We start from the raw sequence: 16434 nt of genomic DNA, 5'->3' as shown, positions 1-16434 counted from the left end.
TAAAACTATGGAATCTACTTATACTTTTTCTTTTCTGACGGCGCATGATATGCCCGAAGTTCACCAGGTGTTTCTGGAGGCATTTAAAGATTATTTTGTGCCAATACAGCTTACAGAAGAACAGTTTAAAACAAAACTGAAACGCGAAAGTATAGATCCGGCTTTTTGTGTGGCAGCTTATGAAGGAAGCAAAATAGTGGGCTTTATACTTACCGGCCTCGGCGAATTTAATGGCAAACCAACCGCTTATAATGCGGGCACAGGCGTGTTGCCAGATCATAGGCGCCACCAGCTAACCCGAAAAATGTATGTGCATCTGTTACCCAAACTGCGCGAAAGCGGAGTAGAGCAGTGCCTGCTAGAAGTGATACAGGAAAATGAACCTGCTATAAGATCTTATCAAGCTACAGGATTTACCGTTACCCGCGCCCTTGACTGTTTCAGAGCGACCAAAGACGAATTACTGCTACCTGGCGATGAGCCAGACGATGTAGCTATTTTGCCGGTAACCAAACCCGACTGGAAAACTTACCAACATTTCTGGGATGTAGAGCCAACCTGGCAAAATACTCCTGCTGCCATCAAAAATACACCCGACGAAAAAGTTATTCTGGAAGCTAGAGATACAAGCCGGGAACTGGTAGGATATATTGTGTTTCTGCCAAAAAATGGTACCATCCTGCAGCTCGCCGTAATGCCCGGTAAACGTGGGCACGGAGTTGGCAAAGCACTTTTAAAACAGGCAATGCAACAAACTGCCGCGCCAGCCCTGCTGCTGATAAATGTTGATGCTGCTGCGGTTGATTTTAAGACTTTTCTGAAGCGGCGGCATTTTAACAGGTTTCTGGGGCAGTATGAGATGCTGATGCCGTTAGTCTAACTATAGTTTGTGTTCTCTTCTTAGCAGAAGCAGTAATTTACCAACTATAAACATCAGCCGCTTTGCCTGAGAACAGATATAAGCGGTTTTTAGTAGCAAGTGCAGTTGTATAGTTCTTGTCTTCCGGGAAAGCTATAGTTCGTTGCTGGTGCTTGTACAGGTCATAAAAGTGCAGGTCGCCTTCTTTTACAAAGTATAGTTCGTTGTTAAGGAATCCAATATAAGATACACCTGTTATCGGTAGCTTCTGCTTATAGTTGCCCAGGTTATCGAACACATAGATCCCGCTGTTATAGTCCAGCAGATACACCTGGTTCTGGTATTCGCGCAGCATGCGTATATCAAACTTATTTCGGTCCAGCACCAGGTTCAGCGGAGTTTCTATAGTTGCTTTGCGCAGGCGTAAATCAAGTTTGCTGAGCTTGAAGTCAGTTTCATCAAAAAGCCAGAACCCATCATCAGCGGCAAGCGCGGCAGCTTTTACCGTATTGTTTATTTCAAAATCAGCTAAGGCTACACTTGTAATCGGCGTCAAAAACCTGTCCAGTAATAGCAGTTCCTGTCGGTCGGCATAAAAGGCCAGCACTTTCATCGGGTTCCAGGCATCTATTGTTGTAACCCTGGCATTGCCGGTCGGGGAGTAAAGCGTAACCAGCCGGCCCAGCGAGTCAAGCTGCACGATGTTACGCCTTGGATTTAACAGGTACACCGCACCACTGCGGTCCGTGGAAATGGCAGTGGACGAGCCTACACCTATAGTTCGGATATACTTTAATTCAGGCTGTTGCGCAGCCGAATTTACTGCCGTTAAAAGCAGCAGGCAAAGTAAAACTATAGTTGTATTAGGCTTCAAAGTGCTTCAGGGTTAGGTTAGTACCATCGTAAATGCCATACGAGCAAAAATTGACCCATTCTCCTAAGTTCACATACCGGCTTTTCTCACCTATAGGCAGGTCAAGTGGTAAATGGCGGTGCCCGAAAATGTAATAATCGTGATGCTTTTCTGCTTCTACTTCGCGGCAATACTGCAGCAGCCACTCGTCTTCTCCTAAAAAGGCTTCATCTTTCTTTACATTGCTGATGCGGCTTTTGCGCGACCACATGTTGGCAATACCAATACCTAAATTAGGATGTATGCGGGCAAATGCCCACTGGCAGGCTTTATTGGCAAACACTTTTTTAATGATCTTGTACGTATGGTCGCCGGGGCCTAAACCATCGCCGTGGCCAATGTAAAAAGTGTGGCCGTTTATAGTTGTAGAGATCGGCTCACGAAGTACAGGTATGTTCAGTTCTGTCGGGAAGTAATCAAACATCCACATGTCGTGGTTCCCCGTGAAAAAAAGAACCGGTATGCCAGAATCAGTTATTTCGGCAAGTTTGCCTTGCAACCTGATAAAGCCTTTAGGTATGGTATGGCGGTACTCAAACCAGAAGTCGAAAATATCCCCCAATAAAAGTATGGCTGCGGCATCCTGTTTTACCTCGTCAAGCCAGCGCACGATCTTAAGTTCGCGGGCTTTGCTGGTTGCAGCATCAGGCACACCCAAATGGAAATCAGACGCAAAGTATACTTTCTTACCAGGCGCCAGTTGATCAATTCTGAAGGTCATCTATCAGGAAAAGTACGAGCTGTTTCGGGCCGTGGGCACCCATTACCAGCGTTTTTTCAATATCGGCGGTGCGGCTTGGGCCGCTAACCAAACTCACCATCGATGGGAAGTTGTCTTTATACTTGTTGCGCAGATGCTGCAGGCCGTCTTTAATATCCGGTACAAGCTGGCTTGCTTTGGCGATAACTATATGCGTCTCCGGATATACAGTCAAGCGTCTGCCACCAGCATTTGCCGAACTGATCAGCAGGCTTCCGGTGCGGGTTATCAGGGCTTCGCAGGTAGTAAGGCTCGCCTCCGCTTTGGCCAGGAAATCCTGTTCCGAATCAGTATATTCTATGCCTGCATGGTATAATGCCTTCTGCAGGTTGGCTTCCCATACAAACAAGTGCTGGATATTCTGCTCATGCCTGAACTTATAAAGCTGGTCAAAAAAATCTTCTTCAGTTTCGCAATAAAAAAAGGCGCCACTGTTCTTCAGGAAGTTCTCCACAAATATAACCGACATGTCGTCGGTGGAGGCGTGGTGAAGAGGTGAAGTGAAATCAGGGGTAGGAGGCAGAAAAGGCGCTGGCTTAGCCAGCGCCTCTCTTACTCTTCTTAAAACTATTTCTTTGGTTTTAGCTTCGTACATGCCTGTTGTCTCAAGCTGTTGTTCTTGAATTGAAGTTATCTTCGTGTTCAGCAGTAGGCCGGCCATTTTCTAGCGGAGCATCAGGAGTTTTGCCATTTTGCTGATCTGACTGTTCTGATTCGTCAAATTCAACAGGATGATTCTGCTCTACTTCGCTTTTTGTCTGGCTTCTGTCTGTACCTGCTGTGTGTGCCTGGTATGTAGTAAGTGCATCAAACGGACGTGGACCAACCAAACGCTCCAGATCGCTCTGGAACAGAATCTCTTTATCAAGAAGCTCTTTCGCGATGATCTCCAGTTTATCACGTTTCTCTATCAGCAACTGTTTCGTACGCTGGTAAGCAGAGTCAATGATTAGGCGGACTTCATTATCTATTGTTTCGGCGGTCGCTTCTGAGTAAGGTTTGTTGAACTGCATATCAGACTGCTTCGAATCGTAGAACGACACGTTACCGATCTTCGCGTTCATACCATACATAGTTACAATGCTGTAAGCCATTTTAGTGATACGCTCCAGGTCGCTCAGGGCACCTGTCGAGATCTTGCCGAATACAATGTCTTCAGCGGCACGACCACCAAGAGCCATACACATTTCGTCGATCAGTTGCTCTGTAGTGTACAGGAACTGCTCTTTTGGTAAATACTGGGCATAACCCAATGCAGCAACACCACGCGGAACGATACTCACTTTTACCAACGGATCGGTATGCTCCAGGAACCAGCCTGCAATAGCGTGGCCAGCCTCATGGTAAGCAACAATTCGCTTTTCACCCGGAGAGATGATCTTGTTCTTCTTCTCCAAACCGCCAATTACACGGTCAACGGCATCGTTAAAGTCCTGCATTTCCACAGACTTCTTATTGCGGCGGGCAGCGATCAGAGCAGCTTCGTTACAAACGTTAGCTATTTCGGCACCGGCAAAACCAGGTGTCTGGGCAGCCAGCTTACGTGCATCTACATCAGGGGCAAGTGTAAGCGGCTTTAAGTGTACATCAAATATTTCGGTACGGCCGTTAATATCCGGCTTGTCTATACTTACCTGGCGGTCAAAACGACCCGGGCGAAGTAAGGCAGAGTCCAGCGTATCCGGGCGGTTTGTAGCTGCCAGTATAATTACGCCTGAGTCAGTTGCAAAACCATCCATCTCTACAAGCAGGGAGTTCAGTGTGTTCTCGCGCTCATCGTTACCACCAGGCACTTGGCCACGGCTACGATGACGACCAATGGCATCGATCTCATCTATAAAGATGATACACGGCGCTTTTGCTTTTGCCTGCTTAAACAGGTCACGCACACGGGCAGCACCCACACCTACGAACATCTCCACAAAGTCGGAACCTGAAAGGGAGAAGAACGGAACGTCAGCCTCGCCGGCAACGGCTTTTGCCAGCAAGGTTTTACCAGTACCCGGAGGTCCAACAAGTAAGGCACCTTTCGGTATTTTACCACCCAGTACAGTAAACTTAGATGGGTTTTTCAGGAATTCAACGATCTCCTGCACTTCTTCTTTTGCTTCTTCCAGGCCGGCCACATCCTTAAATGTGATTTTTACCTTGTTCTCGGCATCAAATAAAGCCGCTTTAGATTTGCCAATATTAAATATCTGACCACCTGAACCACCAGCTGTAACGCGGCGCATCAGGAACCAGAAACCGAATAGTAATAGTATCAGGAAGCCCCATGTTGCAAAGAAGTCCATAAAGCCGGTGCGCTCTTCCGGATAAACCGGCACGCGCTGCTCACGTGGTACATCTTTCTGCAGTTCCGTCATATCCTCGTTAAAAATTTCCGGAGAAATAATCTGGAAGTGATATTGCGGGCCTTTATCTACTGTTAAAGAACCACGATCAGAGAGCTCCTGCTTATACTTTTCGTTTTGGAGGGCTTCGTCTTTCAGGTATATCTCTACCGTTTTGTTATTAACGATCGCTACTTTGCTCACGTCGCCACTCAGCAACATTTCCTCAAAGTCTCTCTGCGAAGTTTCTACGGAAGAGTTGCTCCTGTTAAGGTAGGTCAGCCCAAAAATCACCAGGATAAGCACGGCAAGCATCCATAACTGCATGGTAGGACGCGGAGGCGTATTCGGGATCAGAGGCTTCTTTTTTTTGTTATTATTGCCTTTATTATTTTTTTCTGCCATGGTTTAATTATCAGGTATTTGAAGAACACCGGCCTGTATAAAATGTTTTAACAGCCCGGGGTTAGTTAAACTGATTCTACGTGCTGAATACGGGCATCGCCCCATAATTCTTCCAGTGCGTAGAACTCACGTTTGTCTTTCAGGAAAATATGTGCAACAACATCTACATAATCCAGCAGTACCCACTCATTATTAGTGCGGCCTTCGCTTTGCCAGGGGTTCTGTTTTGTTGCTTTAAAGACTTCCTCTTCTATTGCGCTGGCAATAGCGTCCAGTTGAGTATCAGAGTTTGCGGATGCTATGATAAAGTAGTCTGAAACGGCATTCTTAAGTGATTTAAGGTTCATTACGACAATATCGGCTGCTTTTTTTTCCTGCATACCTTTTACTACAAGCTCTGCCAATATGTCTGAATTAGCCTCAATCTTACTATCTTTCATTTGTGCTGATTAAATTTGAACTACAAAAATATTAAATTTTGTCAAAATTATGTTGCCTAATACGCTGTTTATAGGCCGGCAGCTCTACTGTCTGTCGGTTTGTGAATCAACTAACTCCGAGGCCCAACAGCTTCTTATCAAAAATAAAGCCACAGAGGGCTGCACAGTAATAACATCAGAACAAACAAAAGGGCGTGGTCAGCGGGGCAATAATTGGGAGGCTGAGCCGGGTAAAAACATCACACTTTCGGTTATTCTGTCACCTGTTTTTCTTCCTGTCAGGCAGCAGTTTTACCTGAACATGGCAGTGTCGCTTGCTGTGCTGGACCTGCTGCACGAATACGGCGCTACCGCTGCCCGGGTTAAGTGGCCTAACGATCTGTATTTTAAAGATAAGAAGCTTGGCGGGATTTTAATAGAAAATACCATAAATAGCTATTCTTTACAACACAGTATTGTCGGGATTGGTTTAAATATAAATCAACTCAATTTTGATGTAAATACAGCCACGTCGCTTTCTGCCATAACAGGTACAACTATACACTTGGAAGAGGTTACCACCAGGCTGCTGGAGCTGCTTGAGAAACGTTACCTGGAACTGCGTAATATGCGCCATGCCAAATTAAAGTACGAATACCTGCAGGCGCTGTACCGGTACCAGGAAGTGCATCGGTTTATAGTTGACGGCAAACGCATTGAAGGCTGCATAGTTGGTGTAGACGAAGACGGCAGACTGGGTGTGGAACTGGACGGCGAACTACGCTTTTTTGATTTTAAAGAGATCATTTATATCATCTGAGCTATAGTTTGCCTGCCGCACAAAAAAGGGAAGAACTATAGTTGCTTCCCTCTTTTGTACTTCGGTTTATGAAGTGTTATAGTCTTGTTATTGAATGATCAGTTTCTGCGTCTGTTTGTCGGTGCCCTGCAGCAGGTTTACCACATACATGCCTTTAGGCAGCTGCAGTTCCGGTAACGATACATCAATCTCACGGCTTCCGGCTGCCACCGGGTGTACGAGCATGACACGTCCGCTCATATCCACAATCTGTAGCACACCGCCGTTCACATCGGCGCCTGTACCCAGTACCGAAACAGTAACAATGTTGCCAAGCGCCGGGTTAGGGTATACTGCAAATTTTCCACCGCCCGGTAAGCTGCTCAGTTTTACAGCTATCGTTTTGCTATAGTCCTGGGTGCCATCATAATCAACCTGGCGCAAGCGGTAATAGAATGTGCCGGTACGACTCACGTAGTCTGTATAGTTATAGTTCTGCTTCATGCTGGTGGTTCCTGCGCCATCAACTGATCCAATCTGCTCAAAGCTTTTGCCATCAACGCTACGTTCCACTTCAAAGCGGTCGTTATTGGTTTCAGAGGCTGTTTCCCATTTCAGTTCTATGCCACCTGGGGTTGCCTTCCCTTTAAACGAGAGCAGTTCCACAGGCAATGGTGTAATAGGAGCGTCTTCTTCGCAGGTAACTGTGTTAAAGCCGGTAACTATAGTTTCAGCAGTTGTTGCCAGGCTTATAGTAAAGCTTTCCTCGGGGTTAAAGGCAGCAGTGGGCAACGTAAAGGTAAAATAATCTATAGCGCCGCTTGTATAGCCGTTTGTGTTCTGGGCTTCAAAAAGCAGGATACCATCGGTATAAGTAGCTTTGTATTTATAGTTGGCATGGTAGGCATTGCCATTGTTATCACTAACTATAGTTACGTCTGCTGGTGCGCCCGGTATTTCGATGGCAACATTAGTTACGTTTTCGGCTGTGTTGTTTTGTATAGCGAACCGGAGTGAAGTTGTTCCATCCTCATTGTTCGTAGCTCCGGTAAACCCGAACACGGCAGCGCCAAGGTCTATGCGGCATTCAGGCATTTGATTTTCAGGCGTAGTAGTTAAAGGGGCGCAGACTCTGTGGTCGAAGGCAATGTTGCTAGGTGCTGCTCCGGCAACTTTTGCCTGTACTCTTATCGAACCAAGTGCATTATAGTCTTTAACAGAAATCGGGTACTCAAAAGTATAGCTTGTTCCATTGCTGATATTGGTTTGCTGTTTGGCTGTAAACTGTATGGCGTTATAGTCTGTCGCGATCTTGTTACTTTTGCCGCTCTTGCCATCTTCCACATTAAAATCCGGTTGAGAAGCAAAGTAGCTGGAGGGTTCGTCTGCATCAGAGCCTTCAGGCAGTTCAAAAGCAATGTATTCCAGTCGGGCGTTACAGTTTACTGTTAAAGTATAAGATAAGATGTAGGTATCTTCATCGTGCCGGGTGGCACCGTTGAGGCTATAGTTTAAGCAACCGTCTGTGATGCTGCATCCGGATGGTTGCTGATCGTCCTGGGCGCTAACCGTTTGCAAGGCCAGGAAAATCATTAGTAAAGAAAAAATATAGGGTTTCATGTAGATCTAGTTCATAGGGTAATCTTCAATAAGTTTAATATTTGCTCTAACGCGACTATTTTTGCCTAGTTGCACTATAAACTATAGTTATAGCTACAGTGCAATCATGTTCTTGATTTAGTATTATTAAAATGTATAAATCTAAGCTGTATAGGCTTTTTTATATATAATCAAGCTTGAATGTAGGTGGAAGGTGTTATAACTATAGTTGGTTTTAAAATTGGATTGTTTTATTCCGGTGTATTGGTATAGTTATATTTGAGATTGTTAAACAGGCTTTTTCGTGCCGGGATAATCAGGAAACAAAGAGGAGATTGTGATTTTTGAGAATAACAGGCATTATTTTTGAATAAGCTGGTGAAAGGGCAGAAAGACTGCACCTTTTAGAAAATGTTCGCCATATTTTCAGATAGAAAATAGTATATATTCAAGCTTTTACATTATATTTGATTTTCTGGCTGATCTGTAGCTTGTTAAACTAAAGAGCCTATATGAAGACTTTTACAAAAATATTATTTATATCAACACTGGTAAGTTCGCACTTGCTGGGCTTTACGGCCATAGCTGCGAACGCTATCAGAAACAGCACTGAAGAAGGTGTCGCACCGGTCTATAAAGATGGCAGCAAAATCTGGAAGCTAAAGCAGGAGAAGAAAGGGGGGCTTGTGGTATCAGCGCAAAATGCACGCCCTGTGTTTATAACCTCTGATGCAGACCATACCTGCTCGCAGATTTATGCAGCTGCCGTAGCGCCATCTTTCCATGTTGAAGTGCCTAAAGCAGAGAAAAGCCTGTATGCATCGGTTGTACTGGCATCGTTTATGCCGGGCCGCGATGTAAAAACGGTGCCTTCCATTAACGCTTATCCAAACCCGTCGAAAGGGTACACCCGCTTAACACTTACACAGTCGGGCGGCGACAACTATAAGATCAGGATATCGAACACCATAGGCCGTGTTATTTTTACAAAAGACCTGGCTTCTACTGAGGCAAAAGAAATTACGCTGGATATGAGTCCGTACCCATCTGGTGTTTATTTCTATAGTTTACTTGTTAACGATAAGACCGTAGAAACCAAGCGACTGATCCTTCAGAAATAATTACCAAGTGAACGATATATTGTAAGAAGCCGGCCTCAGGTCGGCTTTTTATATGTAGGGTAATGAGGAGTCTAAGAAGTAAAGTTAGTAAGTTATAAAGCTGTAGCGGTGCAACACGTTGCGTCTTATCTTTATAGTGATTCAACAATTTAACAATTAACAATCAGCAATTATATCTGTACGCTTCACATATTTTAGTATTTTCGGGGCGCAATCCTAATAATTACCATGACAGACTATCGAAAGATAAATAACCTTGTAGGTTGGGTCGTATTTTTAATCGCGACCGTTGTGTATGTGCTAACCCTTGAGCCGACGGCCAGTTTCTGGGATGCCGGTGAGTTTATTGCCTGCTCTTACAAACTGCTGGTGCCGCACCCTCCGGGAGCTCCGTTTTACCTGCTGGTAGGCCGTATGTTCTCTATGTTTGCCGGCGACCCGTCGCAGGTGGCATGGTGGGTAAACCTGATGTCTGCACTCTGCAGTTCTTTCACGGTGCTGTTCCTGTTCTGGACGATCACCATTTTTGCTAAAAAGTTACTTATAAAAGAAGGCGAAGCCCCGACTGCAGGCAATATCCTGCTGGTAATGGGTGCCGGTGTAGTAGGTGCCTTAGCTTATACTTTCTCTGATTCTGCCTGGTTCTCAGCTGTAGAGGCCGAAGTGTATGCTATGTCGTCGTTCTTTACGGCTATCGTTTTCTGGGCCATGCTGCGCTGGGAAGAAAAAGTTGGCGAAGCACATTCTGATAAGTGGCTGGTGCTTATTGCCTACCTGGTCGGCCTTTCGATAGGTGCCCACTTACTGAACCTGGTAACTATACCTGCCCTTGCGTTTATTTACTACTATAGATTGTATAAGCCAACTTTAACAGGTGGCCTGGTTGCTTTTGCTATCAGTGCGGTTATAGTTATGGCAATCCTTTGGGGCGTTATACCGGGGCTGCCTTCTGTGGCAGGCAGAGTAGAAGTGTTCTTTGTAAACTCGCTGGGCATGCCGTTTGGCACTGGCCTGATCATATTTGTTTTACTTGTAGTAACAGCTATCGCTTATGGCATTAATTACTCTGTAAAACATAACAAACGCGTTTTAAACACAGCTCTGCTAAGTCTGGTTTTTGTACTGATAGGTTATTCTTCCTACATGATTATCCCGATCCGCTCGTCTTATGATCCAACTATAGATGAGAACGATCCGGACGATATTATGAGCGTGGTGTCTTATCTGAAGCGTGAGCAGTACGGCGACCGTCCTTTACTATATGGTCCGCAGTACAACGCACAGCCAATTGGCCAGGAAGAAGGTGCCAAACGTTATATTAAAGGTGATAAGAAATACATCGAGACACAGCCTAAAATTGAGCCTGTTTACGATGATAAAGACCTGACGCTGCTGCCACGTATTTATAGCGACAACCCGCAGCACATAGATGAATATAAGAAGTGGGTAGATCTGCGCGAAGGGCAAATGCCAACGTTTGGGCAGAACATAAGTTATTTACTGAACTACCAGCTGGGGCACATGTACTGGCGCTACTTCCTGTGGAATTTTGTAGGCCGCGAAAGCGATGTGCAGAATGCCGGTGTGGTGTGGTTTGTTGATAATGAGCCAGGTTTGCCGGAGCAGGTTGCCGAAAGCAAAGCCCGTAATAATTTCTTCGCGTTGCCGCTTATTATAGGGATACTTGGTTTGATATACCAGGTGCGCAAAGATGAAAAGAATGCCTTTATAGTTGGCCTGTTATTCTTCTTTACGGGACTGGCGATTGCGCTTTACCTGAACCAGCCACCATCCGAGCCGCGTGAGCGAGATTATACATTTGCCGGCTCTTACTACGCATTCAGCATCTGGATTGGCCTGGGTGTTGTTGGTCTGGCTGCCTTATTGGAAAAAGTGCTGCGTAGCGATGGCACCCGTGCCGCTGTTGCAACTATGATCTGCTTGCTGGTGCCTGGTATTATGGCTGCCGAAGGCTGGGATGACCACGATCGTTCCAAACGTTATCAGTCTGTAGACTCTGCCCGCAACCTGCTTGATTCTGTAGCACCAAATGGTATCCTCTTCACGAACGGCGATAACGATACGTTCCCGCTATGGTATGTGCAGGAAGTAGAGGGTTACCGTACCGACGTACGCGTGGCCGTACTAAGCTACCTGAACACCGACTGGTATGTAGAGCAGATGATGCGTCCGTCTTACAAGTCAGCGCCATGGCCGCTTACGCTTGGTATCGAGAACTACCGCCAGGGAACAAATGATTATCTGCCTTTCGATCAGAAACCGCAGGTAGCAGCTGGTATCGACCTGAAACAGTTTATAGAACTGGTAAAGCAAAACCACCCGGCGCTACAGGTGCAGTACGGTGGCGGCAATACACTGCTGACCTTCCCGACGAAGACTTTTGTGCTGAATGTAGATAAGGAAAAAGTGGATAACATGAACTTTATTCCGGAAGAGAAAGAAGGGGAGATAGTAGATCAGATGAAGTGGGTGATCAACAAATCGTTGCTCGAGAAAAAGCACCTTGTTATGCTGGACCTGCTGGCTACCAATAACTGGGAAAGACCTATATACTTCTCAACTACAGTTAACAGTGCAGATTTTATTGGGTTATCAGAATACTTCCAGCTCGATGGTCTGGCCTGGCGCATAGTTCCGGTTAAAACATCAGCAGATAAGGACCAGGGTTTCCTTAGTTCGCCAGGTTACCTGAACAAAGAGGTTATGTATAACAACCTGATGAAGGAATTCGAGTTCCGTAATTTTGATGATCCAAGCATTTTCTATGACGAGAATTACTATCGTTTTACAGCAAATGCCCGCGATAAATTCGGAAAGCTGGCTGCAGCGTACCTGGCAGAGGGAAATAAGCAGCGTGCGAAAGAACTTGTTGATTACTGTTTCAAGGTAATGCCTCTGGAAACCGTTCCTTATGATTACTATACGCCGCAGTTCATATCAATTTACGCTGGGTTAGGCGAACAGAAGAAAGCTGAAAAGCTGTTGAATGATATGGCTAAAAGTTCTGGCCAGGCTCTAAATTATTACCTGTCAAAAGGTGCGCTTTTTGATATGGAAATACAGACCAATTTGCTTGTAATGCAGCAGCTGGTGTTTGCCGCTCAGGAACTGGGTATGCAGGAGCGTGCCCTTGAGCTGGAACGACAGTTTACCCAATACCTGCAAAGTATGCGTCGTTAAACAAAAAATAGTATTTTACAGTAGAAATAGGCCGGGCTTGTATACAGTCCGGCCTATTTTATTTATACCTTTTAATGCATCAGGTATGGCTCCGAAAGCGGTAGTTTATAGTTTGCTTTTAAGCATAAGCTTAGCCGCATCCTGCGGGCAGGTATCCAGAACGGGACAGCAGTCTGCTGCACCCGGCCAACGTACTACTCCGGCGCCTGAAGTAAGCATGCAATATACCTGGCGCGCTACTCCCGATAGTATTCATTTTTATCTGTCCTTTTATGATGTTAGCCGCCTGATGGAGCTGCATCGTACTGCCACAAGGCTGACTTACCACGTTAGAGGAGACAATAACGAGATGCTTCTGAGAGATACAGTGCAGGTAGCAGACCAGGCTGGTGCCGGTAACAAAGAAGGTGTCCGGATGGATATTACTGTACCTGGAGCTATAGTTAAGAGCCCGAATATACTGCACATTAAACTATGGCAACGGTTTGCCGGGGAGGCCAGTGTCCATTCTGATTTTAAAATTGACCTTCAGCAAGGCATGCTCGATAAAACTGCCCTGCTGGTAATTGCCAGTACCGGTAGGCCGCTTATTCAAAACTATATCACCACTTCTGATTCGCTGGTACTGGAAAACCCTGGTCCGGAAACCGCTATGAAGGTTTATTATTTTAACACTGAATTTTCACCTGCTTTGCCACCTATGTCGCAGCGCCCGGAATTACAACCTAAAACACTTCAACCGCTTGACTCGCTAACTATAGCCTCGCAGGATACGGTAACGTTCGAAAGAGAGGGTTTGTACCTGCTATGGGCCGGGACACCTTATGCAAAAGGGCTGCTGGTAGAACCATGGAGCTATCCGATGGTGACAATGGCGAAAGAAATGCTGCAGCCTCTCATTTATCTTACCACATCTGCGGAGCGCGAAAAACTATTTAAGGCAAGTGATCCTAAAAAAGCGGTAGACGATTTCTGGCTGAGTGTAGCAGGCGAGAAGCAACTTGCCCGAGAGCTGATCCGCACCTATTATGGCCGTGTAGAGCACGCTAACAAACTTTATACCTCACATAAACCTGGCTGGACCACCGACCGCGGCATGATCTATATGATCTTCGGGCCACCGAGCGATATCAGCAGAATAGCCAATACAGAAACCTGGATCTACCGCGAATCAGATATGCAACCGTATACCAAGTTCGTTTTTACGAAAAAACAGAATAACTTTACCGAAAATCATTATGAGCTGATACGGCGTCGTGAGTACGAAGAAAGCTGGTACAGCGCAGTTGCAAAATGGAGAGCAGGAATAACAGATATTTGAGCGGTGGCAGCTACGGCAGGCCAAGAGCTCCGAAAGAAGATAAATTAGAGATGATATTCGGCTCCCGGCCAATATTGGAAGCCATGCTGGCTGGCAAAGTACTGGAAAAGATATTTCTGCTGCGTGGGGCAAAAAACCCGACTACCGATGAGATTCTCGCTGAAGCCAAAAAACTGGATGTGCCTGTCGTAACTGTGCCGGTTGAGAAGCTGAACAACCTGACGCGTAAGAACCACCAGGGAGCGGTGGCATTCATTTCGCCGATCACGTATTTGCCGCTGCACGAAATTGTTACTTCCCTTTTCGAAAAAGGTAAAACTCCCTTGCTGCTTATCTTAGACCGTGTGACGGATGTTCGTAACTTCGGCTCCATTGCCCGAAACGCAGAATGTATGGGTGTGGATGCGATCGTTATTCCAAGTCGTGGCGGTGCACAGATAAATGCGGATGCCATGAAAACATCGGCAGGTGCGCTTAACCTGGTACCGGTGTGCCGCGAGCCAAACCTGAAAGAAACGATAGATTATCTGAAGGATTATGGTGTGCAGATCGTAGCCTGTACCGAAAAAACAGAAGAAAACCTGACAGACGATAAAGTAGACATGGTTGGCCCGACTGCTATACTGATGGGAAGCGAAGAAGACGGTATTTCTCCGGAGTATCTGAAGCGTGCAGATGCCAGAGTCCGTATTCCGTTGATGGGACAGATCGGATCTTTAAACGTATCCGTAGCCACTGGTATTATTCTTTACGAAGCCATGAGTCAGCGTTTGCGCGAGGCTAACTAAGATTTTTTGTGATATTCTTTACTTCAGGCTGCCCTTAAAGGCAGCCTGTTTTGTTTAAGCCAAGTTCTATAGTTTCTCTTTTGTCATTTTGAACAGCGTGAGAAATCTGGGTTCTATAGTTTGATTTTCTACTCCTTGAACCTAGTCTTTTCTTTCATAGCCACTTCTAATCCTGGGAGCTTTACTCACCTATAGTTTCAATCTTGCTTTGATGCCCCACGGCCGGGAGGCTCTGTCTTGGGGGTAGGGGCCCTCGATAAGGGCATCGCGCTGCTGCTTTCTTGCTACCCTCGTGCCTCGGGTTGCCTGGCGGCACCGCAACAAAGCAAAGGCGCTCAACCCAAAGACTGCGATCTGTTCGATAGCTATAGTTGGAAAGGCTATAGTTGCATCGCTTTATCGTGGCTATAGTTTCGTAGGGACAGGTAAACCTGTCCTATTCGTGGGCTGTAACTATAGCAAACTCAGCTTTCTGCCGCTGGTCGGAATGACAATAAAGGAAACTATAGAACTATAGCTAAACTATAGAACAATAACCCAACTACAACCAAAGCCCAAATTCCCCTCTCGGGAGGGGTAGGGGTGGGTTAACACACTAACTATAAGACTACAACTTAACTATAGCGACAGCTCAAAAACTCCTTCCCCTGTTTTGGGGTAGGGGCCCTCGATAAAAGGGGAAGGAGTAAAACTATAACCGCCCCTCAAAAGGCCTCCGAGCGTTTGCAAAATCTCGGTGCGTCTGAATAAATCCTGCTATCAACCTGAACTATAAAAGAGCTGAAACGATCATTCGTTTCAGCTCTTTTATAGTTCAGGGAAACTATAGATTAAATATAGTTCTGGCCCTTTTTATACTTGGCATCAGCCGTGAAATCTTTTACTTTCTGCTCTTCATCCAGTTTACAGATCATTAACACATTGTCGTGTTCGGCAATAATGTAGCCTTCCAGGCCTTGTACTACAACCAGGCGATTTTTTGGCGTTTTAATGATGCAGTTCTTCGTGTCGTAGAGCATTATATCGCCGTCAACCACATTGGCCTGTTCATCTTTATGGCTAATAGTGTACAGCGAGTTCCAGGTGCCAAGGTCAGACCAGCCAATATCTGCTAAAACCACATACACGTTGTCAACCTTCTCCATAATGCCATAGTCAATAGAGATATTACGGCAGTGTGAGTATGCTTTAACTATAAAGTTAGACTCCTGGTCAGTGTTGTATTGCGTGTTGCCTTCTTCAAAGATCTCCGAAATTTCGGATAAGTGCTGGCGGAACGCGTTCAGGATACTATTTACACTCCAGACGAAAATACCGGAATTCCACACAAAGTCACCACTGTTGAGGAACATCTGCGCAAGCTCCAGGTTAGGCTTCTCGGTAAATGTTTTTACCTTTTTAATAGGCTGATCACCATCGGCAATAAACTGAATGTAACCATAACCGGTATCAGGCCGGCTTGGGGTAATGCCCAGCGTTATGAGCACATCATCGGCAGCGGCGGCCTCCAAAGCGGTATTTATTACCTGGTTAAAGGCTTCCTGCTTCAGTACCACGTGGTCCGATGGCGCAACAATAAGGTTGGCATTTGGGTTGATCTGGGCAATTTTGTAAGAGGCGTAAGCAATACAAGGTGCCGTGTTTCGCCCCACCGGCTCCAGCAGAATTTGGTTATCGCTGAGCTGTGGCAGCTGCTCTTTTACCAGTTGCTCATAGTCTTTGTTGGTAACTATAAAAATATTTTCGGTCGGGCAGATCTGCTCAAAACGCTTCATGGTCATCTGAAGCATGGTTTCGCCTATACCCAGCACATCATGGAACTGCTTTGGGTAATTAGTACGGCTGATTGGCCAGAAACGGCTTCCAATGCCGCCTGCCATTATCACCACATAGGTGTTGTTGTTCATGGGTAGTTT

At 45.8% G+C, this 16434-nt stretch carries 14 protein-coding genes; 7 read left to right on the top strand and 7 right to left on the bottom strand.

Annotation, left to right across the window (positions count from 1 at the left end):
• Nucleotides 1-7 precede the first annotated feature (7 nt).
• A complete protein-coding gene (locus GSQ66_RS11405; RefSeq protein WP_162427591.1) occupies nucleotides 8-880 on the top strand; it encodes a GNAT family N-acetyltransferase in 873 nt (290 codons plus the stop codon).
• A 37-nt stretch (nucleotides 881-917) separates the two neighbouring features.
• Here GSQ66_RS11405 and GSQ66_RS11400 read toward each other — a convergent pair whose 3' ends face one another.
• The 5 genes from GSQ66_RS11400 to rsfS form a co-directional block, all read right to left on the bottom strand.
• Nucleotides 918-1733, bottom strand: coding sequence for a hypothetical protein (locus GSQ66_RS11400; RefSeq protein WP_162427590.1), 816 nt, complete (start codon nucleotides 1731-1733; stop codon nucleotides 918-920).
• Entirely contained in the window at nucleotides 1723-2493 is a 771-nt protein-coding gene (locus tag GSQ66_RS11395; RefSeq protein WP_162427589.1) for a UDP-2,3-diacylglucosamine diphosphatase, read from the bottom strand. The genes GSQ66_RS11400 and GSQ66_RS11395 overlap by 11 nt, the downstream gene beginning before the upstream one ends.
• Nucleotides 2477-3127, bottom strand: a complete 651-nt coding sequence (locus GSQ66_RS11390) for a LutC/YkgG family protein (RefSeq protein ID WP_162427588.1) — start codon at nucleotides 3125-3127, stop codon at nucleotides 2477-2479. The genes GSQ66_RS11395 and GSQ66_RS11390 overlap by 17 nt, the downstream gene beginning before the upstream one ends.
• Before the next feature lie 10 nt (nucleotides 3128-3137).
• Nucleotides 3138-5270 carry an ATP-dependent zinc metalloprotease FtsH gene (gene ftsH, locus GSQ66_RS11385; RefSeq protein WP_162427587.1) on the bottom strand — a complete coding sequence of 711 codons (2133 nt, stop codon included), beginning with the start codon at nucleotides 5268-5270 and terminating at the stop codon, nucleotides 3138-3140.
• Between the two features lie 65 nt (nucleotides 5271-5335).
• Entirely contained in the window at nucleotides 5336-5710 is a 375-nt protein-coding gene (gene rsfS / locus GSQ66_RS11380; RefSeq protein ID WP_162427586.1) for a ribosome silencing factor, read from the bottom strand.
• Between the two features lie 49 nt (nucleotides 5711-5759).
• Here rsfS and GSQ66_RS11375 point away from each other — a divergent pair, with 49 nt between their 5' ends.
• On the top strand, nucleotides 5760-6509 hold the full coding sequence (locus GSQ66_RS11375) for a biotin--[acetyl-CoA-carboxylase] ligase (RefSeq protein WP_162427585.1): 750 nt from the start codon (nucleotides 5760-5762) through the stop codon (nucleotides 6507-6509).
• An 87-nt stretch (nucleotides 6510-6596) separates the two neighbouring features.
• Here the strand turns inward: GSQ66_RS11375 and GSQ66_RS11370 are convergent, their stop codons facing one another.
• Entirely contained in the window at nucleotides 6597-8108 is a 1512-nt protein-coding gene (locus GSQ66_RS11370; RefSeq protein WP_162427584.1) for a T9SS type A sorting domain-containing protein, read from the bottom strand.
• A 491-nt stretch (nucleotides 8109-8599) separates the two neighbouring features.
• On the opposite strand from GSQ66_RS11370, the gene GSQ66_RS11365 reads away from it, so the two are divergent.
• From GSQ66_RS11365 to GSQ66_RS11345, 5 genes are all read left to right on the top strand, one after another.
• Nucleotides 8600-9208, top strand: coding sequence for a T9SS type A sorting domain-containing protein (locus GSQ66_RS11365; RefSeq protein ID WP_162427583.1), 609 nt, complete (start codon nucleotides 8600-8602; stop codon nucleotides 9206-9208).
• A gap of 228 nt (nucleotides 9209-9436) precedes the next feature.
• Nucleotides 9437-12409: a glycosyltransferase family 117 protein gene (locus GSQ66_RS11360; protein WP_162427582.1), complete on the top strand. Its 2973-nt coding sequence runs from the start codon at nucleotides 9437-9439 to the stop codon at nucleotides 12407-12409.
• A gap of 85 nt (nucleotides 12410-12494) precedes the next feature.
• Nucleotides 12495-13730 (top strand): GWxTD domain-containing protein, encoded by a 1236-nt coding sequence (locus GSQ66_RS11355; protein WP_238395653.1) that lies wholly within the window; start codon nucleotides 12495-12497, stop codon nucleotides 13728-13730.
• Nucleotides 13703-14518, top strand: coding sequence for a 23S rRNA (guanosine(2251)-2'-O)-methyltransferase RlmB (rlmB, locus tag GSQ66_RS11350; protein ID WP_162427581.1), 816 nt, complete (start codon nucleotides 13703-13705; stop codon nucleotides 14516-14518). The genes GSQ66_RS11355 and rlmB overlap by 28 nt, the downstream gene beginning before the upstream one ends.
• 292 nt (nucleotides 14519-14810) lie before the next feature.
• Nucleotides 14811-15035 (top strand): hypothetical protein, encoded by a 225-nt coding sequence (locus GSQ66_RS11345; protein ID WP_162427580.1) that lies wholly within the window; start codon nucleotides 14811-14813, stop codon nucleotides 15033-15035.
• A gap of 313 nt (nucleotides 15036-15348) precedes the next feature.
• Here the strand turns inward: GSQ66_RS11345 and GSQ66_RS11340 are convergent, their stop codons facing one another.
• Nucleotides 15349-16425 carry a mannose-1-phosphate guanylyltransferase gene (locus GSQ66_RS11340; protein WP_162427579.1) on the bottom strand — a complete coding sequence of 359 codons (1077 nt, stop codon included), beginning with the start codon at nucleotides 16423-16425 and terminating at the stop codon, nucleotides 15349-15351.
• Between the last annotated feature and the right edge of the window lie 9 nt (nucleotides 16426-16434).

The organism is Pontibacter pudoricolor (assembly GCF_010092985.1).
In the GTDB taxonomy this organism is placed as follows: domain Bacteria; phylum Bacteroidota; class Bacteroidia; order Cytophagales; family Hymenobacteraceae; genus Pontibacter; species Pontibacter pudoricolor.
The sequence above is the reverse complement of the archived record's forward strand: the minus strand, read 5'-3'. Positions and strand labels throughout refer to the sequence as shown.